Origin of the sequence: Streptomyces sp. NPDC002773, assembly GCF_040295605.1 — a bacterium.
Taxonomy (GTDB): Bacteria; Actinomycetota; Actinomycetes; order Streptomycetales; family Streptomycetaceae; genus Streptomyces.
This window is the reverse complement of record NZ_JBEOVO010000001.1, coordinates 251,111-270,147: the sequence shown is the minus strand read 5'-3', so window position 1 is coordinate 270,147 and position 19,037 is coordinate 251,111. Positions and strand designations below refer to the sequence as shown.

The window sequence follows — 19,037 nt, the reverse complement described above, 5'->3', positions numbered from 1 at the left end:
CCCCATCGGTGTGCGTGCCTCCCGCGGCCCGCGGCGCCGGGGCCGGGGTGCGGCGCGGCCCCTTCATCGGCAGTCGAACGCGCGTACTTTAGGGCGGGCTTGTCCCTGATTGTCGACGAGCGTGTAACAGGGGTTAGGGGAGCCTTCGGAAGCGGAAGACCCCCGGCATGAACCACAACACCCCCATCACCCCCCGCCCCCTCCCCCTCGCCTCCCGCACCGGTCGCCCCGAACGCCTCGCGGCCGCAGACCAGTTGAGGGCGCTCGGCATCCCGGCCGGCGAGGTCGCCGCGCGCTGCCGGCCCGGCGGCTGGCAGCAGCTGCTGCCCGGTGTCTTCCTGCTCCAGCCCGGCCCGCCCACCAGCGAGGACCGGCTCCGCGCCGCGCTCCTCTACGCCCGCAGGACCGGGGCCGTCCCCGCGCAGGGGCCCGACGCGATGATCACCGGGCTCGCCGCGCTGACCCTGCACCGCTTCTCCTCCGCTCCCCCGCTCACCGCGCTTGACCGGATCGACGTCCTGGTGCCCCGCACCCGGCGGCTGCGCTCCACCGGCTGGGTGCGGGTGGTGCGCGCCGCCCCCGAGCCGCCGGAGCCGGTGGAGCTGACCGGGGTGCCCGTCGCGCCGGTCGCCCGCGCCGTCGCCGACGCGGTGTCGGGGCTCTCGGACGCGGAGACGGTACGCCGGCTGCTCACCGAGGCGGTCCGCGGCGGTCACTGCGAACCGGGCGCGGTGGTACGCGAGTTGAGCCGGGCCCGGCTGCTCACCCGCCCGCACGTGGTGGACGCGGTGGACGCGCTGCTCGCCGAGGGGCGGTCGCTCTCCGAGGAGCGCCTGTACGAGATGGTGCGGGAGTTCGCCCTGCCGGACCCGCTGTGGAACGTGGACCTGCGGCTGCCGGGCGGCCCGCACCTGGGCGGGGTGGACGCCTACTGGCCCGACCAGGCCGTCGCCGTCGAGCTGGACACCCGGGCCCCGCGGCAGGACGACGACGCGCTCTGGTCCGAGTACACCCGCAAGCGGGAGCATCTGGAGCGGCTCGGCATCACGGTCGTCCATATCACCCCGCGCAAGCTGCGCGAGGCGATGGACCAGCAGGCCACCGTGGTCCGTACGGCCCTGATGGCCGCGTCCGACCGGCAGCCCGCCGCGTATGTCGTCGTCCTGCCCCGGTGAGGGGCCGGGGTGCGGGTCAGCTCTTGGGCGTGACGCCGCAGAACTCGGCCTCCAGGACGGGCATGGGGTCGCCGGTCCAGTCGGCGTTGAAGTTCAGCGCGAGCGAGTGGCGGCCGTCCTTGGTGACCGCGGCGGCCGAGCCGGAGCCGTGGATGCCGCCGCCGTGGCCCCAGACCTCCTTGCCGCAGCTCAGCTCGGTCTGCGTCAGGCCGAGTCCGTACCCGGCCCCGGGGGCGGTGGTCGTCATCTCCGTCAGCTCGGCCTTCGGGAGCAGCCGGCCGCCGAGCAGGGCACGGTAGAAGGTCTGGAGGTCCTTCGAGTCGGAGATCACCTCGCCGGCCGCGTAGGCGATGGTGGGGCTGAGTTCGCTGAGGTCGTGGACCGGGGCGTCCGGGTCGGCGGAGAGCTTGGACCAGGCGGGGGAGCTCGGGTTCGGCATCGTGACGTCGGTGCCGGGGACGCTGGTGGCGCGGAGCTTGAGCGGCTTGATGATGCGGTTCTCGACCGCCTTGCCGTAGGGGCGTCCGGTGACCTTCTCGATGACCAGGCCGGCGAGGACGTAGTTGGTGTTGGAGTAGTTCCAGCCGGTGCCGGGGGCGAAGTCCGGCTCGTGGGTCATGGCGATGGCGACGAGCTGGCGCGGGGTCCACCGGTCGTAGCGGTGCTCCAGGAAGGCCGGGCCGAAGACCTTCTCCTGGAAGCCGGGGTCGGCGGTGACGCTGTAGATGCCGCTGGTGTGGTTGAGCAGCTGGCGGAGGGTGATCTTCCGGCCGTCGTGGCCGTTGCCCTTGACGACGCCGGGCAGCCACTTCTCGACCGGGTCGTCGAGGTCGAGGCGGCCTTCGGCCTGGAGCTGGAGGAGGACGGTGGCGGTGAAGGTCTTGGTGATGGAACCGACCCGGTAGCGGTCGTTGCCCTTGCGGTCGCCCGCGGTGCCGGTCCAGCGGCCGTGCCCGTCGCGGGCCCCGGCGACGACACCGGGCACACCGGCGTCGGCCGCCGCCTGGAGCGCCTGCTGGGTGGCCGTGTGGTCCCCCTTCACCGGTGCGGGTGCGGCGAGGGCGGGAGTGGCGAGCGCCGTGGCGGTGAGTCCCGCGACCAGGGCGGTGGCGAGGACGGTGCGGGTCGTGCGTACGGCTGGCATGCGGGCTCCCCTGTGATTCTGCTGTGCGTACTGCGGTCGGCGGGGAGGACCGCGGGGCCGGCGGGATGGTTGAGCGGGAAGGGAACGGTTGAGCGTTTTTCAGCCTTCTGGCGGAGGAGTCAGCCGTTCGCCGGATCGGCGAGCCGGGAGCGTCCGACCGGGGGCCGCTCGCGCCACAGGTCGAGGCCGATGTCGACGAGTTCGACCCGGGGCAGGCCGGGTACGGCGTCGAGCGGATGCCAGGCGGCGAGGTCGGTGGAGCCGCCCGTCTCGTTGCGCAGCGCACCGCCGGTGACCTGGGCCTCGTAGATGATCCGCAGGCCCTGGAAGTCCCCGGGGCCCGCGAGGCGGCGCAGCCAGCCGCGCCGGATGGAGTCGATCCCGAGGAGGGCGGTGGGCTCGGTGAGGTAGCCGGTCTCCTCCTCCACCTCGCGGACCACGGTCTGTACGGGCTCCTCGCCGTGGTCCATGCCACCGCCCGGCAGGGTCCACCGCTTGGTGCCGTCGCCCGCCACCCACCGGGCGAGGAGCACCTCCCCGTCCCGTACGCACACGGCGTAGGCCGCCACCCTCAACTCCTGTTTCATGAGGAGAGGTTAGAACCAGTAGACGGGATACGTCCGGCCCGAGGCACGGGCCGCTCCGAGGCCGACGGCGACCAGGAGGAGGGAGGCGAGGGCGAGTAGGCCGAGAAACGACCAGAACGGCGGGGCCTGGAGGGCGACGATCACGGCGGTCGCGGCGGCGGGCGAGTGCGGGGTACGGGCCAGCATCATCACGCCGAGGGCGAGGCCGCCCGCGACGGCGGCGCCCCAAAGGCCGGGACCCGCCACGGCCAGGACGGCGAAGCCGGTGAGGGCGGAGAGCAGTTGGCCGCCGACGACGGAACGCGGCTGGGACAGCGGGAGGTCGGGGGCGCCCGCCACGAGCGCCATGCTCGCCGCGAGCGGCGGGACGAGCAGGGGCTGGTCGAGCACGGTGCCGACGGCGACCAGGAGCACGAGCGCGGCGACGCTGCCGGCGGTGGAGGCAAGCAGGATCCGGGGCCGGGGGCGCGGCGGCGGACCGGGGCGGGGGGAGGCAGTTGCGGGGGGTGCGGTGGCGGCGGGGGCCGGGGTGGTGGTCATGGGCGGTCCTCGGGGTCGCGGGGGTACGGGCCCTGGCGCGGGGGGCGCGTTCGGGTTGTGCCCACCCGTTCCGCCCCAGCGGAACGAATGCCCACAACCAGGGAGGTGCAGATCTAACCTCTTAGCGAGACTTTAAGGGTTAGATTCAAGGGCGGTCAACCGTTCACGTACCCTTGAAGGGTTAGCCCACCAGGAGGGTGCCGCCATGACCGCCATCGATCCACGGCCGCTCACCGGCGAACCCGTCTCCCTCGACCTCCTCAACACCCGGTGGAACGAGGAGGGCGTCCGTCAGGACCTGCTCACCGGGGTCGAGGGGCTCGCCGTCTGGCTCGCCGCCAACGGCCTCGACCGGGGGTTCGCCGCCGACGACGCCACCCTGCGCCACACCCTCGCCGCCCGGGACGCGCTCGCCGCGCTCGTCGACCACCCCGGCGACCCCGCCGCCACCGCCCGGGTCGACGCCGTCCTCGACCACGGCCGCATCCGGGCCACACTCACCGCCGAGGGCCCCGGGGAACGGGCCGAGTTCGCGGACCCCGCCCGCGGCCCCGGCTGGACGGCCGCCCGCGACTACCTCGACCTCCTGCGCACCGCGCCCGACCGGATCCGGGCCTGCGCGCACGAGGCGTGCATCCTGCACTTCTTCGACACCTCGCGGAACGGCACCCGCCGCTGGTGCTCGATGGCGGCCTGCGGCAACCGGGCCAAGGCCTCGCGCCACTACGCCCGTACGAAGGACCACTGACACCCCGCCCACTCGCCCCGGTTGAGGGTGATTCATCCCCGATGGCGTGTCGTCCGCAGTGGCGGATGTACGCCATCGACGCATTCCGTCACCCGTCAACTCTCCACAAATCCCTGTCGTTTACGAAAGGCTGAGCGGTCATCCGGTACCGAAATCCGGACCCTCTCTTTCATAACCAGGGATGTACATGACCCCCCAGAGCTCCATACCCGGGCGCTCGCCCTCCGGGAGACGCGCGGCCCGCATCGCGGCCGCCGCAGGACTCGTCGCCGCGCTCGTCGCGGCCGGTGCCGCCCCGGTCCTGGCCGTCGACGACCCGGCGACCACTCCCCCGGTGAAGGCAAGCGAACCTACCGACAAGCTCGGCGCCACCGACGCCCAGCGCCTCACCGAGGCCGAGGTGAGCGGCGACAGGAACGTCACGATCCTCGTCGCCACCGTCCCCGGCGCCACCGAGCAGGTCGCCGACCAGCTCGACGCCGTCGCGGGCGCCTCCGTCGGCAAGCAGCAGGACGCGCTCGGCTACGTCCGCGCGACCCTGCCCACCGCCAAGGCCGAGGCGGCCATCAAGGCCGCGGCGAAGCTCTCCTCCGTCCAGTCGATCGACCTCCAGGCCGAGATCAAGCTGGACGACCCGACCCCGGACGCCGGCGCGACGACGGGCGCCGTCGAGGGCACGACCGTCACCACGACGTACCCGGCCCCGAGCCGGACCACCCCGGCGAAGAACCCGTACAACCCGTCCCACGAGACGGGCGCGGTCGAGTTCGTCGAGGACCACCCGCGGGCCGACGGCCGCGGCGTGACCATCGGCGTCCTCGACTCCGGTGTCGACCTGGGCCACCCGGCGCTGCGGAAGACCACCACCGGCGAGCGCAAGATCGTCGACTGGGTCACCGCCACCGACCCGCTGACCGAGGGCGACGCCACCTGGCGCGCCCAGATCACCCCGGTCACGGGCCCCGTCTTCACCGCGGCCACCCAGAGCTGGAAGGCGCCCGAGGGCTCCTACCAGTGGAGCCGCTTCAGCGAGTCGATCACCGCGGGCGGCGACCCGGCCGGTGACATCAACCGCAACGGCGACACCACCGACGTCTTCGGCATGCTGTACGACCCGGCCGCCGGCACCGTCCGCGTGGACACCGACCAGAACAACGACTTCACGGACAACGCGCCGATGAAGCCGTACAAGGACGGGTACCAGATCGGCTACTTCGGTACCGACGACCCGGCCACCGAGGTCGTCGAGAAGACGCCGTTCGTCGTCGAGATCCGCAAGGACGTCGCGATGGACCCGCTGGGCGGGACCTGGGTCGGCCAGAAGCGCGACTTCGTCAACGTCGGTCTCGTCGAGTCCTCCCACGGGACCCACGTCGCCGGCATCACCGCCGCCCACGGCCTCTTCGGCGGCCGGATGAACGGCGCGGCGCCGGGCGCGAAGATCGTCTCCTCGCGCGCGTGCACCTGGACCGGCGGCTGCACCAACACCGCCCTCACCGAGGGCATGACGGACCTCGTCGTCAACCGCGGCGTCGACATCGTCAACATGTCGATCGGCGGCCTGCCCGCGCAGAACGACGGCGACAACGTCCGCTCGCGCCTCTACACCCGTCTGATCGACCAGTACGGCGTGCAGCTGATCATCTCGGCCGGCAACTCCGGCCCGGGCATCAACACGATCGGCGACCCCGGCCTGGCCGACAAGGTCGTCTCGGTCGGCGCGGCGATCTCGAAGTCGACCTGGGCCGCCAACTACGGCTCGGCCGTCTCCAAGTCGTACGCCATGTTCCCCTTCTCCTCGCGTGGCCCGCGTGAGGACGGCGGCTTCACCCCGACCATTACCGGTCCGGGCTCGGCCGTGAACACCATCCCGACCTGGCTGGCCGGCGCCGGCGTCGCCGAGTCCGGCTACGCGCTGCCCGCCGGTTACGGGATGCTCAACGGCACCTCGATGTCCTCCCCGCAGGTCGCGGGCGCGAGCGCGCTGCTGCTCTCCGCCGCGAAGCAGCGGGGCATCGAGCTCTCCCCGCTCACCCTGCGCACCGCGCTCACCTCGACCGCCAAGCAGATCTCCGGTGTCAAGGCGCACGAGCAGGGCTCGGGTCTGATCGACATCAACGAGGCCTGGGACTCGATCAAGGACGGCGCGACCGCCCACGACTACAAGGTCGAGGCCCCGGTCGACACCGCAATCTTCCCGGCCCCGCACACCGGCACCGGTGTGTACGACCGTGAGGGCGGCCTCAAGGTCGGCCAGAAGAAGGTCTACGACGTCACCGTCACGCGCACGAGCGGCCCGGACCGTGCCATCGAGCACGAGCTGGACCTCAAGTACAACGACGGCACCTTCCGCATCCTCGGCGACGACGAGATCGACCTGCCGCTGAACAAGCCGGTCACCGTCAAGGTCCAGGCCCGGCCGACCACCGCCGGTGTGCACAGCGTGATCCTGGAGGCCGACGACGAGCGCACCGAGGGCGTGGACAAGCAGATCCTCGCCACCTCGGTCGTCGCGAGCGACCTGGTCGCGCCCGGCTACGGCTTCTCCGCCGCCGGCACCGTCCAGCGCAACAGCCACACGTCGTACTTCGTGACCGTGCCGGAGGGCGCCAAGACCCTTGAGGTCGCCATCGGCGGTCTGAAGGCGAAGAGCCAGACCCGGTTCATCGCGATCCACCCGTACGGCGTGGCCATCGAGTCCACCGCCTCCACCGCGTGCTACCCGCACTACAACCCGGCGAACACCTGCCGTCCGGACCTGCGGTCGTACGCGAACCCGACGCCGGGCGTCTGGGAGATCGAGGTCGAGTCGCGCCGCACCTCGCCCGACCTGGACAACCCGTTCACGCTGGACGCCAAGGTGCTCGGCGCCGACTTCGACCCGGCCGTCCAGACCGTGGCCGAGGCGAAGGTCGGCACCCCGGCCGCCGTCGAGTGGACCGTCACCAACAAGTTCGCCGGCATCGACGGCAAGCTGAAGGGCGGCTCGCTGGGCTCGCAGAAGACCGAGACCCCGACCATCCAGCACCACGAGAAGCAGACGAAGACCGTCACGGTCGGTGAGGGCGTCGAGCGGCTCGACATCGCGATCGGCAACACCTCCGACAAGGCCGCCGACCTCGACCTCACCGTCCTCCTGAACGGCAAGCAGGTCGGCCAGGCGGCGGACGGCGACTCGGAGGAGTCCGTCTCCCTCGTGAAGCCGGCCCCGGGCACGTACACCGTCGTCATCGACGGCTACGCGGTCCACGCCGAGGGCGGCACGACCTACGACTACAAGGACGTGTACTACTCCGCCGCGCTCGGCAGCGTCCAGGTCGACAACGCCACGACCTACCCGCTGGCCCACGGTGCGAGCACCAAGGTCGCGGCCCAGGTCCTGGTCGCCGGCGCGGCCCCCGAGGGCCGCCAGTTCTTCGGCGAGGTCCAGCTGCTCAACGCACGCGGCACCGTCGCGGGCTCCGGCAGCGTCCTGATCGGCAGCGTCACCCCGTAACACCGCGAGACAGTGAGGGGCGGGCACCGGAACCGGTGCCCGCCCCTCTCCCGTTCTTCCGCGCGCCGGTCAGCCGGGGTGCGAGCAGTCGACTCCGGCGGACCCCGGAAGCGCCTTCTCCACCCATGCGCGTCCGTACTCCAGATCGTCACGCCCCGCTCCGACGTCCGTGCCGAGATTCCCGGGCGGGCGGTCCCCCTCCCGGTAGGTGAGCGGTCCCTCTCCGGGGAAGCGCGAGACGATGACGAGCATGCGCGTGCCCACCCGGAAGTAGGGATCGGCTGACTCTTCGGCAGGGGCCTCCCCGGCCGTGAAGACGAGCCGGGGCTCCCCGGCCGCCGTCCCCGCCGTCCTGGCCTCCTTGTACCTCCGCTCCACGCTCAGGGTGACGCGGACCCCCTGGTCCCCGCCCAGCCGCTCGACCCGGGCCACCGTTCCCTCGGCGATGTCCGCGGCGCACGCGACCAGGCCCTCTGCGGTAAGCGCCGCGCCCCCCGCCCTACCGTCCAGCTCCCCGTTGCGGGCCATGAGGTACGACCCCCCGGTCCCCAGAAGGCCCAGCACGGCCACCGCCGCGACCGCGGCGAGCACCCACCGCGGAGCACGCCGGCGGCGGGGGCCCGGCGCCGCGGGCGGGGGCGGCTCGGGGGCGGGTCCGGCCACCGCCGTGGCGATGAGCGCCAGCTGCTCGCGCAGGGTCTCCACGTCGGCCAGCACGGCCCGTACCTCGGGGTCCCGCTCGGCCCACTCGGGCAGCGGCCCGTCGGACACCGCCAGTCGTACCGGGTCCCGCTCGTCCCTCTCCACCCTCACACCACCTCGTCCGTGTGGAGCCGGGCGCGCAGCGCGCGCACGGCGGCGTGCAGCCGGCTCTTGACCGTTCCCTCGGGGATCTCCAGCGCCTCCGCGATCTCGGCCACCGGCAGGTCGGCGTAGAAGCGCAGCACCACGACCTGCCGCTGCGGCAGGGGCAGTGCGTCGAGCCCCTGCGCGACCGACAGGGTCAGGACCCGTGCCTCCTCGACGCCCGGCTGCTCCGTGCCCCACGGCCGCAGCGCGGTCAGCCGCTCGTCGAGCCGCTCCCGGCGGCGCCGGTCCCGGTGCCAGTCCACGGCGATGTTCGAGGCCACCACCGCGCACCACGCGGCGGTGGACCGCAGGGGCTCCCGTCCCTTCGCCCGGGACTCCAGGAGCTTCAGCCGCACCTGCTGCACGCCGTCCTGGAGCTCCGCGTACGGCACCCCGCCCAGTGCCAGGACCGCTCTCACCCGGTCCACGAGGGCCGCGTCCAGCGGATCGTCCGCCGCCGGGCGCCGGGCCTTCCTCACTACCGCCACCGTGCCTCCTTCCCTTCCGCGTCCCCCCTGTGACGCGGAAGCGGCACGAAACGTTCGATCCGGCCCCGGCCCCACGTCCCGACCAATGGACAATGGATTGGACAAGGCGCCCCAGGTCATACGCATCATGGACCGGCAGCACCCTGCACATACGTACGGAGGAGTCCCCGTGAAGGTCGGAATCGTCGGAGCCACCGGTCAGGTCGGCACAGTCATGCGCAGCATCCTGGCCGAGCGCAACTTCCCGGTCGACGAGCTGCGGCTCTTCGCCTCCGCCCGTTCCGCCGGCACCGTCGTGGACGGCGTCACGGTCGAGGACGCCTCCACCGCCGACTACACCGGCCTGGACATCGTGCTCTTCTCCGCCGGCGGCGCCACCTCCAAGGCCCTCGCCGAGAAGGTCGCCTCCCAGGGCGCCGTCGTGATCGACAACTCCTCCGCCTGGCGCCGTGACCCCGAGGTCCCGCTGGTCGTCTCCGAGGTCAACCCGCACGCGATCAAGGACCGCCCCAAGGGCATCATCGCCAACCCGAACTGCACCACGATGGCCGCCATGCCGGTCCTCAAGCCGCTCCACCAGGAGGCCGGCCTCACCGCGCTGGTCGCCACCACCTACCAGGCCGTCTCCGGCTCGGGCGTGGCCGGTGTCGCCGAGCTGCGCACCCAGGCGTGTGCCGTGGCCGAGACCGCCGACCAGCTGGCGTTCGACGGCGAGGCCGTCGAGTTCCCCGAGCCCGCCGTCTACAAGCGCCCGATCGCGTTCAACGTGGTCCCGCTGGCCGGGTCGATCGTCGACGACGGCTCCTTCGAGACCGACGAGGAGCAGAAGCTCCGCAACGAGTCCCGCAAGATCCTGGAGATCCCCGAGCTGAAGGTCTCCGGCACCTGCGTACGTGTCCCGGTCTTCTCCGGCCACTCCCTCCAGGTCAACGTCCGCTTCGATCGTCCGATCAGCGTCGAGCGCGCCTACGAGCTGCTCAAGGACGCCGAGGGCGTCGTGCTCTCCGAGATCCCGACGCCGCTCCAGGCCGCCGGCAAGGACGCCTCGTACGTCGGCCGCATCCGCGTGGACGAGACCGTCGACAACGGCCTCGCGCTCTTCCTCTCCAACGACAACCTGCGCAAGGGCGCGGCCCTCAACGCCGTGCAGATCGCGGAGCTGGTCGCGGCCGAGCTCAAGGGCTGACACCGGCCGGTCCGTACGACCCCCAGGAGGGGCGGCGCCCGTTACGGGCGCCGCCCCTCCGGCGTTCGGGCGGGTCGTGGAAATGTGCCGTGCGCCACGGCGGCGGCCCGTGGAAGGATGAGCCAAACGTCACGAAACCTAGGAGTTGACCGGGTGCCTGGCACGAACCTGACCCGTGAAGAGGCTCAGCAGCGGGCGGCGCTGCTGACCGTGGACGCGTACGAGGTCGAACTCGACCTCTCCGGTGCGCAGGAGGGCGGCACCTACCGGTCCGTCACCACCGTCCGCTTCGATTCCGCCGAGGCCGGCGCCTCGACCTTCATCGACCTCGTCGCGCCCGCCGTCCACGAGGCCGTCCTGAACGGGCACTCGCTGGACGTCGCCGCCGTCTTCCGCGACTCGCGGATCGCGCTGGCCCACCTCAAGGAGGGCCGCAACGAGCTCAAGGTCGTCGCCGACTGCGCGTACACCAACACCGGTGAGGGCCTGCACCGCTTCGTCGACCCGGTCGACGACCAGGCCTATCTGTACACGCAGTTCGAGGTCCCGGACGCGCGCCGCGTCTTCGCCTCGTTCGAGCAGCCCGACCTGAAGGCGACCTTCCAGTTCACCGTGAAGGCGCCGGCGGGGTGGAAGGTCATCTCCAACAGCCCCACCCCGGAGCCGAAGGACGACCTGTGGGTCTTCGAGCCCACGCCCCGCATCTCCACGTACATCACCGCGCTGATCGTCGGCCCGTACCACTCGGTGCACTCGACGTACGAGAAGGACGGCCAGACCGTCCCGCTGGGCATCTACTGCCGGCCCTCGCTCGCCGAGTTCCTCGACGCCGACCACATCTTCGACGTCACGCGGCAGGGCTTCGACTGGTTCCAGGAGAAGTTCGCGTACGACTACCCGTTCGCGAAGTACGACCAGCTCTTCGTGCCGGAGTTCAACGCGGGCGCGATGGAGAACGCGGGCGCGGTCACCATCCGCGACCAGTACGTGTTCCGCTCGAAGGTGACGGACGCGGCGTACGAGCGGCGTGCCGAGACGATCCTGCACGAGCTCGCCCACATGTGGTTCGGCGACCTCGTCACCATGGAGTGGTGGAACGACCTGTGGCTGAACGAGTCGTTCGCCACCTACACCTCCGTCGCCTGCCAGGCCTCCGTGAAGGGCACCCGCTGGCCGGGCGCCTGGACCACCTTCGCCAACGCGGAGAAGACCTGGGCCTACCGCCAGGACCAGCTGCCGTCGACGCACCCGATCATGGCCGAGATCAACGACCTGGAGGACGTCCTCGTCAACTTCGACGGGATCACGTACGCCAAGGGCGCGAGCGTCCTGAAGCAGCTCGTCGCCTACGTCGGCGAGGACGAGTTCTTCAAGGGCGTCCAGGCCTACTTCCAGGCGCACGCCTTCGGCAACACCCGCCTCTCCGATCTGCTCGGCGCCCTTGAGGAGACCTCCGGGCGCGACCTCAAGACCTGGTCGAAGGCGTGGCTGGAGACGGCCGGCATCAACATCCTCCGCCCGGAGATCGAGACCGACGAGAGCGGTGCCATCACCTCCTTCGCCGTCCGGCAGGAGGCTCCCGCGCTGCCCGCCGGCGCCAAGGGCGAGGCCGTCCTGCGTCCGCACCGGATCGCGATCGGCTTCTACGACCTGGACGAGGCCGGCAAGCTGGTCCGTACCGAGCGCCTCGAACTCGACCTCGCGGCCGCCGAGCTGACCTCGGTGCCGAAGCTGGAGGGCAAGGCCCGTCCGGCGGTCGTCCTCCTCAACGACGACGACCTGTCGTACGCCAAGGTCCGCCTCGACGAGGTGTCCCTCGCCAACGTCACCTCGCACCTCGGCGACTTCGCCGAGTCGCTGCCGCGCGCCCTGTGCTGGGCCTCGGCGTGGGACATGACCCGCGACGGCGAACTGGCCACCCGCGACTACCTGGAGCTCGTGCTCTCCGGTGTCGCCAAGGAGTCCGACATCGGCGTGGTCCAGTCGCTCCAGGGCCAGGTCAAGGCGGCCATCGAGCTGTACGCGGCGCCGGAGTGGCGGGAGGCCGGCCTCACCCGCTGGACCGAGGCCACGCTCGCGCACCTCCAGGCGGCCGAGCCGGGCAGCGACCACCAGCTGGCGTGGGCGCGGGCCTTCGCCGCGACCGCCCGCACCCCGCAGCAGCTCGACCTGCTCGCCGCGCTCCTGGAGGGCCGCGAGTCGATCGAGGGCCTGGCCGTCGACACCGAGCTGCGCTGGGCGTTCGTCCAGCGGCTCGCGGCGACCGGGGTCTACGACGAGCCGGAGATCGCCGGCGAGCTGGAGCGCGACCGCACGGCGGCGGGCGAGCGGCACGCGGCGACCGCGCGCGCGGCCCGCCCGTCGGAGGCGGCGAAGGCGGAGGCCTGGGCCTCGGTCGTCGAGGACGACAAGCTGGCGAACGCCGTGCAGGAGGCCGTCATCGGCGGCTTCGTGCAGTCCGACCAGCGTGAGCTGCTCGCCCCGTACACGGCGAAGTACTTCGCGTCGATCAAGGGCGTCTCGGAGACCCGCAGCCACGAGATGATCCAGCAGATCGTGGTCGGTCTCTACCCGACGCTCCAGGTCTCGCAGGAGACCCTGGACGCGACGGACGCGTGGATCGCCGAGCACGACCCGGCGCCGGCGCTGCGGCGCCTGGTGACGGAGTGCCGCGCGGGCGTCGAGCGCGCGCTCAGGGCGCGGGCGGCGGACGCGGCCGCGGCCTGACCGTGCCTGAGAGGTGAGGAAGGGCCCCCGGACCGATGGTCCGGGGGCCCTTCCGACGTGCGGGGAATCAGCCGAGGGAGTCGATCCACTGCCAGCCGCCGGTGCCGACGGTCTCGGCGGGTGCGAAGCCGGTGGACGTGCCCGGCAGGAACTCCAGGTTCTCGGCGGTGCCCGCGGTACGGGTCGACCACAGGTCGGGGACCTTGTCGCCGTTCGCGTCGCCGGCCGTCAGCAGCAGGCGGCGGTCGGCGACGGCCGCTCCGGCGCCGCCGAGGATGGTCGGGGAGATGCCGAGGTGCTGGGTTCCCCGGCTCGGGTACTGCTCGATCTCGCCGGTCGCGCGGTCCCGGGCCCACACGTCGGCCTTCTTGTCGCCGTTGACGTCGCCCGGCGTCAGCACGTCGTAGCCGGCCCACTCCTCGTACCCGATCCGGACGGCGGCCCTGGGCGCGAAGGTGGGTTGCCCGGCCGTGGGCTCACCACCGCGGTGCAGCCACAGGCCGGTGCCGCTGCGGACGAGGACGTCGGGCAGGCCGTCGCCGTCGACATCGCCCGCCGCGAGCGGCGTGAGACCGCTCCAGCCGGTGGGTCGGCCGCCCATGGCGACGCGCGGGCCGAGCTCGCCGCCGCCGGTGTTGGGATAGACCCACAGGTCGTTGCCGATGCGGGCCAGCACGTCCGGATGGCCGTCGCCGGTCCAGTCGCCGCGGTGGCTGACGACGGCGCCGGCCCAGCCACCGGTGCCGATCAGGCGCTGGCTGCCGAGGATGCCGTCGCCCGTGCCCGGGTACAGCCGCAGATTGCCGTCGTCCTTCACCGCGAGGAGGTCGGGGCGGCCGTCGCCGGTCAGATCGGTGTCGGCGCCGGAGCCCAGGCGGGCGGCGGCGCGGAGCAGCTTGTGGTCGGAGAACGGCTTGACGCCGGGCGACTCGGGTTCGAAGGCGTCGGCCCGCACGGTGTGGAAGTCGCGCGCGCTGAGGAAGACGTGGTCGAACTTCCTGCCGCTCGCGACGGTCGGCTCACCGGTGTGGCAGAAGGTGGCGCCGCTCGTGAGGCACGACTCGGTGAAGAAGTCGCGGTCGTTCCCGTCGGCCTCGGCGAACGGTCCGGTGCCGGGCGTGCCGGTGCGGATCGGGTTCAGGGCGGGGTCGTAGACCGCTTCCGTGCCCGCGTTGAGGTCGGTACCGAGGATCACCGGGGCTCCGGCGGCCCAGGTGTCGATGTGCGCCATCACCTGCGCGGAGCCGTTGTCCGGCTTGATGTACTGGGCGAGGTGGGTGGTGCAGGCGAGCATGGTGCGGCCGTCGACCGGGCCGCGCGCGCAGAGCACCGAGCGGGCCTCCTCGTTCGTCGGCACGGTCAGGTTCGCCGTGTACCGCTCCACGGCCGGTGCCTTGACGAAGACGCCGAGGCCGAACCGGGTGTCGGTCGCGGACCACTTGGCGCAGTCGGAGTCGGTCGTGGTGGAGGTCCACACGCCGCTGTAGCCGGGGAGGGCGCCGCGCAGGGCGGCCCACTGGCCGAAGCACAGCTCCTGGAGCATGAGGGCGTCGGTGTTCCAGGCCAGAGTCTGCTCGACGAGCTCGGCCGTCCAGGCCGTCAGGTCGAGGTCGGTCTGGCAGGTGTGCGCGCCGCAGACGTTGTACGTGATCACGCGGACGGGCGGCGCGGTGGCCGGGTCGACGACATCCTCGGCGAAGGCCGGGGCCATGAGGCCGGAGAGCAGCGCCGCGGCGAGGGCGAGCGCGGCCGCCGACCGGGCCACGCCTCTTCTCGCTGCCGAACTCACTGCCGAACTCACTGCCGATCGGAAACGTTTCATCGGTCCCCCAGATGCTCGATGGTCGCGCCCAGCCGGATGATCTTCGCAGGTGTTCGACGCGACGGCGAAGGGGCACCCTCCCCCGCGGAGGTGCCCCTTCGCCGCGTCTGGAGTCCGCCCGGCGGGCGGGCGTCGGCGCGCTGCCGCTGCCGCCGGGCGGAGGTTCTCGGGTGTCAGCCGCCGAGCGCCGCGAACCGGGCGCGCAGGTCGGCCGCGCCCTGGTCCGTCAGGACTCCGTGCAGCCGCATCCGGGCGACGCCGCCGTCGGGGAAGGCGTCGAGGCGGACGTGGGTGACGACGGCCTGGGCGGGGAGCTTGAAGCGGTGGAGGGTGTCGGGCTGGAGCCTGGTCCTGGGGATGATCTCGAACCATTCCGCGCCTGCCGAGGGATCGCCGTTGCAGCCCTGGAGGGCGATCCAGCCCGCCGAGTTGCCCTTCAGGTAGGCGGTGTCGATCTCCACGGCGCGGACGGCGCCCTGCGCGGCGAGCCGGAACCGCACCCAGTCGTTGGTGCCGCGGACCCGGCGGCGGCGGTTCTCCCAGCCGTCGTCCATCTTGCGGGAGGTGCCGGGCAGGATGATCTGGGTGGGCGAGGAGTAGAACCTGTCCGATGCGTCCTCGTACGAGCCTCCGTTGAGTACGGAGATCAGGTCGAGGGTCCCGAGCAGCTCCAGCCACTCGGGGTCGGGCACAACCTCGCCGTGGACGCGGAGGCGGGCGATGCCTCCGTCGGGGTGCTGGCAGACCCGGAGGTGGGTAAAGCGGCGTTCGGCGGTGATCGCGAAGCCGTTGGCGGCGTGGCCGCGGACCGGCGTCGGCGGGACGAGCTCCTCCCACGTGGCGTCGAGCAGCTCCCCGGGGCTGGGCGTGCCCTCCACGGCGGTGGCCTGGATGCTCACCCGCTGCGGGTAGTTGCCCCGGAAGTGGGCGGTGTCGACGACGATCCCCCGGATCACACCGGGGGCGCCGAGCCGGACGATCGCCCAGTCGTGGTCCTCGGGGGCGGGGAAGACGTTCTCGGCGTCGGCGCCCCGGCGGCGGCGGGTCTCCCAGCCGTCCATGATCTTGCCCTTGTGGCCGAAGTGCTCGGGGTCGAAGACGGCCCGCTCGCGGACGAGGAGGTTCTCGCGCTCCGCGAAGAACTCGTCGTTCGCGGCGACGACGCCGGCGCCGAGGCGGCGGTCGGCGAGGTCGACCAGGTCGGTGAAGGGCAAGTCACCGGTGCGGTAGTCGGCGTACGGGTCGCCTCCGGAGTACGGGGCGGCGTCGTTGGCGTGCGGGTCGGCGTTCTCGTCGAAGCTCATGGAGCGAGCTTCCTCCCGCCCGGGCGCCCGGGTCCATCGAATGTTTTCGACAGGTCTGTTCAGCTCTGCTGAACGGTTTCCCGGGCCGCAGCCGCCTGCCTCAGCGCGGTCAGGACGCGTGCCACCGCCGGGCCCTCCTCCGCCCCGCGCCGTACCGCCGCGACGACATGGCGGCGCGGCTGGTCGGCGGAGAGGACGCGCATGACGACCCCGGTGCCGCCCCGGCGTTCCGCGGAGGCCATCCGGGGGACGAGGGCGATGCCCATCCCGGCCTCGACCATGGCGAGGATCGCGGTCCAGCCGGAGGCGCTGTGGGCCTGCTCGGGCACGAAGCCGGCGGCCTCGCAGGCGGCCGTGGTGATCTCGGACCAGGGCCCCGAACCGCCGAAGATCCACGGCTCGGCCGCCAGGTCCGCGAGCCGGAGTCCGGGGGCGTCGGCGCGCGGGTGCCCGGCGGGCAGCGCGACGTCGAGCGGATCGGCGAGCAGCGGCACCCGGCTGAACTTGGGGTCGCGCGCGGAGGGCGCGTGGGCGGCGAGCGAGAGCGCCAGGTCGACCTCGCCGGCCGAGAGCAGCTCGTACGCCTCCGCCGCCTCGGCCTCCCGGATCCGGACGTCGAGCCCCGGGTGGGCGGTCCGCAACTGCCGTACGGCGGGCACGAGAAGCGCGGGCACCGACGTCGAGAACGCCGCCACCCGCACCTGCCCCGCCTCGCCCCGCAGATAGCCGTCGAGTTCGGCGTCGGCGCGCTCCAGCTGGGCGAAGACCACCTCCGCGTGCCGCAGCACCAGATGGGCGGCGTCGGTGAGCCGGACCCGGCGGCCCTGGGCCTCGAGGAGCCGTACGCCGAGCTGTTTCGCGAGGTTGGTGAGCTGCTGCGACACGGCCGAGGGGGTCATGAGCAGCGCCTCCGCGGTCGCGGTGACGGTGCCGCGGTCGCGGAGGGTGCGGAGGATCTGGAGCTTCTTGATGTCCCACTCGGTCATGGGCCGCAACCTATCCGGCCTTCCGCGCCCCGGTGGCGGAGGCCAGGGCGACCCCGCCGAGGATGAGCGCCATGCACGCGACGCCGAGGACTCCGAGCCGTTCGCCGAGGAGCGCGTACGACAGGAGGGCGACGCAGACGGGCTGGAGGTAGTAGACGACGCCCGCGCGTGCCGCGCCGATGAGGGCGATGGCCTTGTTCCAGGCGAAGAAGGCGACGGCGGAGGAGAAGACCCCGACGTACAGGAGGGGGCCGACGGTCGCGGCGCCGACGGTGAAGCCGCCCTGGACGGCGACGGAGACGGCGTACGCGGGCGCGAGCATCAGCGCGCCGAGGAGGAAGGTGGTGAAGAGGAAGGCGAGTCCGTCGATCTCGGCGGGCTTGCGCTTGAGCAGGGCGCTGTACGAGGCGAAGGACAGGGCCGCGGCGAACATCCACAGGTCGCCGGCGGAGAGGTCCACGGCGAGCGAGCCCTTTCCGACGAGCAGGAGCACTCCGAGGGCGGCGGTCAGCATCCCGAGGACGCGGCGGGCGCCGAGGCGTTCGCCGCCGAGCCGGGCGTAGACCGTCATGATCACCGGCGATGCGGCCATGATCATGCCCATGTTGGAGGCGGAGGTGGTCAGGCCTGCCTGGTGCACGAGGGTGTTGTAGAGGGCGACGCCGAACAGCGAGGCGAGGGCGACGAAGCCGAGGTGACGGCGGATCGTCCGCCACTGGCGCAGGAACGGGCGGGCGGCGAACGGCGCGACGGCGAGCAGCGCGATGATCCAGCGCCAGAAGACGGCCTGGACGGGCGGGACGGTGTCGGCCATGTCGCGGGTGGCGACGAAGCTGCCGGACCAGACGACGGTGGCGAGCAGGGCGAGGAGCACGCCGAGGCCGGCGCCCCGTGCGAGCTTCCTCGCGGGCGCCGGCTTCTCGGTGTCGGTCGTGGTGGCAGTGGGGGTGGTTTCGGTGGGGGCGGTGGTCCCGGTGGTGGTCGGGTGGCGGGGGGCGGTGATCGGGTTCATGCCGCCTACCGTCGCACTCCCGAAACCTCCAGGTCCATCGAAACTTCCTGACCATTCCGTTCAGTTGAGCTGAACGATCCTTCGACCGCCGGAGCGGCCTTCTTCGGGGTACGGGGTGCCAGCTGGCCCGCCAGGGTGGCGCCGAAGGCGATGACCATGCCGAGCACCTGCACCGGGCCGAGCGCCTGACCGAGCGCCACCCAGCCGATGATCGCGGCGGTGATCGGCGACAGCGGGCCGAGGAGGGTGACCGAGGAGGCGCTGAGCCGCTCGATGCCGCGGAACCAGAGGAAGTAGGAGATCGCGGTGTTGCCGAGGGCGAGGTAGGCGTAGCCGGCCAGGTTCGTGCCGGTGAGGGCGGGCGGGGCGCCCTCGATCAGGAAGGCGATCGGCAGGATGACCAGGCCGCCCGCGGTGAGCTGCCAGCCGGTGAGCGCGAGGGCCCCGATGCCTTCCGGTCGGCCCCAGCGCTTGGTGAGGACGACGCCCACCGACATCGACAGGGCGGAGAGTAGTCCGGCGACCACCCCGACGAGGTCGAGCGCGGCCCCGGCCTTGAGGACCACGAGGCTGACGCCGAAGGCGGCGGCGACGGCCGTGACCAGGGACTTCACGGTGGGCTTGTCGCCCAGGAAGAGGGCGGCGAGGCCGACGACGAAGAGCGGGCCGACGGAGCCGACGACGGCGGCGACCCCGCCGGGGAGGCGGTAGGCGGCGAGGAAGAGGAGCGGGAAGAAGGCGCCGATGTTGAGCGCGCCGAGGACGGCGGACTTCCACCACCAGGCGCCCCTCGGGAGCTTGCGGGTGAGGGCGAGGAGCAGGAGTCCGGCGGGCAGGGCGCGCATGAGGCCGGTGAAGAGCGGCCGGTCGGGCGGCAGGAACTCCGTGGTGACGAAGTAGGTGGAGCCCCAGGAGATCGGGGCGAGGGCGGTGAGCGCGACGACGGCTGCCTTGCGGGACATGCGGGTTCCCC

15 protein-coding genes are annotated in these 19,037 nt (G+C 72.4%); 5 read left to right on the top strand and 10 right to left on the bottom strand.

Features of this window, described 5'->3' with window-relative positions; all coding sequences use genetic code 11:
* Positions 1–167: 167 nt before the first annotated feature.
* A complete protein-coding gene (locus ABT034_RS01180) occupies positions 168–1,175 on the top strand; it encodes a hypothetical protein (protein ID WP_351209924.1) in 1,008 nt (335 codons plus the stop codon).
* 16 nt (positions 1,176–1,191) lie between these two features.
* Here the strand turns inward: ABT034_RS01180 and ABT034_RS01175 are convergent, their stop codons facing one another.
* From ABT034_RS01175 to ABT034_RS01165, 3 genes are all read right to left on the bottom strand, one after another.
* Positions 1,192–2,319, bottom strand: coding sequence for a serine hydrolase domain-containing protein (locus ABT034_RS01175; protein WP_351209922.1), 1,128 nt, complete (start codon positions 2,317–2,319; stop codon positions 1,192–1,194).
* Between the two features lie 119 nt (positions 2,320–2,438).
* Complete coding sequence (locus ABT034_RS01170) at positions 2,439–2,906, bottom strand: NUDIX hydrolase (RefSeq protein WP_351209920.1); 468 nt, start codon at positions 2,904–2,906, stop codon at positions 2,439–2,441.
* A 9-nt stretch (positions 2,907–2,915) separates the two neighbouring features.
* Entirely contained in the window at positions 2,916–3,446 is a 531-nt protein-coding gene (locus ABT034_RS01165) for an HPP family protein (RefSeq protein ID WP_351209918.1), read from the bottom strand.
* Between the two features lie 205 nt (positions 3,447–3,651).
* Between ABT034_RS01165 and ABT034_RS01160 the strand changes: the two genes are divergently transcribed.
* Together ABT034_RS01160 and ABT034_RS01155 are read left to right on the top strand one after the other, a co-directional pair.
* Positions 3,652–4,194: a CGNR zinc finger domain-containing protein gene (locus tag ABT034_RS01160; RefSeq protein ID WP_351209916.1), complete on the top strand. Its 543-nt coding sequence runs from the start codon at positions 3,652–3,654 to the stop codon at positions 4,192–4,194.
* 181 nt (positions 4,195–4,375) lie between these two features.
* Positions 4,376–7,690, top strand: coding sequence for a S8 family serine peptidase (locus ABT034_RS01155; RefSeq protein ID WP_351209914.1), 3,315 nt, complete (start codon positions 4,376–4,378; stop codon positions 7,688–7,690).
* A gap of 69 nt (positions 7,691–7,759) precedes the next feature.
* Here the strand turns inward: ABT034_RS01155 and ABT034_RS01150 are convergent, their stop codons facing one another.
* On the bottom strand, positions 7,760–8,497 hold the full coding sequence (locus ABT034_RS01150; RefSeq protein WP_351209912.1) for a hypothetical protein: 738 nt from the start codon (positions 8,495–8,497) through the stop codon (positions 7,760–7,762).
* A gap of 2 nt (positions 8,498–8,499) precedes the next feature.
* Positions 8,500–9,027, bottom strand: coding sequence for an RNA polymerase sigma factor (locus ABT034_RS01145; protein WP_351209910.1), 528 nt, complete (start codon positions 9,025–9,027; stop codon positions 8,500–8,502).
* Positions 9,028–9,196: 169 nt separating this feature from the next.
* Between ABT034_RS01145 and ABT034_RS01140 the strand changes: the two genes are divergently transcribed.
* On the top strand, positions 9,197–10,213 hold the full coding sequence (locus ABT034_RS01140) for an aspartate-semialdehyde dehydrogenase (RefSeq protein ID WP_351209908.1): 1,017 nt from the start codon (positions 9,197–9,199) through the stop codon (positions 10,211–10,213).
* Positions 10,214–10,366: 153 nt separating this feature from the next.
* The gene (pepN, locus tag ABT034_RS01135; RefSeq protein WP_351209906.1) at positions 10,367–12,940 is read left to right on the top strand and encodes an aminopeptidase N; all 2,574 of its coding nucleotides are present in this window, start codon (positions 10,367–10,369) and stop codon (positions 12,938–12,940) included.
* Positions 12,941–13,007: 67 nt separating this feature from the next.
* Here pepN and ABT034_RS01130 read toward each other — a convergent pair whose 3' ends face one another.
* The 5 genes from ABT034_RS01130 to ABT034_RS01110 all read right to left on the bottom strand — a co-directional run bounded on the left by ABT034_RS01130 (position 13,008) and on the right by ABT034_RS01110 (position 19,026).
* The gene (locus ABT034_RS01130; RefSeq protein WP_351209904.1) at positions 13,008–14,705 is read right to left on the bottom strand and encodes an FG-GAP-like repeat-containing protein; all 1,698 of its coding nucleotides are present in this window, start codon (positions 14,703–14,705) and stop codon (positions 13,008–13,010) included.
* A 230-nt stretch (positions 14,706–14,935) separates the two neighbouring features.
* The gene (gene alc / locus ABT034_RS01125) at positions 14,936–16,066 is read right to left on the bottom strand and encodes an allantoicase (RefSeq protein WP_351209902.1); all 1,131 of its coding nucleotides are present in this window, start codon (positions 16,064–16,066) and stop codon (positions 14,936–14,938) included.
* Positions 16,067–16,125: 59 nt separating this feature from the next.
* Positions 16,126–17,052: a LysR family transcriptional regulator gene (locus ABT034_RS01120; RefSeq protein WP_351209900.1), complete on the bottom strand. Its 927-nt coding sequence runs from the start codon at positions 17,050–17,052 to the stop codon at positions 16,126–16,128.
* Between the two features lie 10 nt (positions 17,053–17,062).
* Complete coding sequence (locus ABT034_RS01115) at positions 17,063–18,064, bottom strand: DMT family transporter (RefSeq protein ID WP_351209898.1); 1,002 nt, start codon at positions 18,062–18,064, stop codon at positions 17,063–17,065.
* Between the two features lie 5 nt (positions 18,065–18,069).
* Complete coding sequence (locus ABT034_RS01110; protein ID WP_351209896.1) at positions 18,070–19,026, bottom strand: EamA family transporter; 957 nt, start codon at positions 19,024–19,026, stop codon at positions 18,070–18,072.
* Between the last annotated feature and the right edge of the window lie 11 nt (positions 19,027–19,037).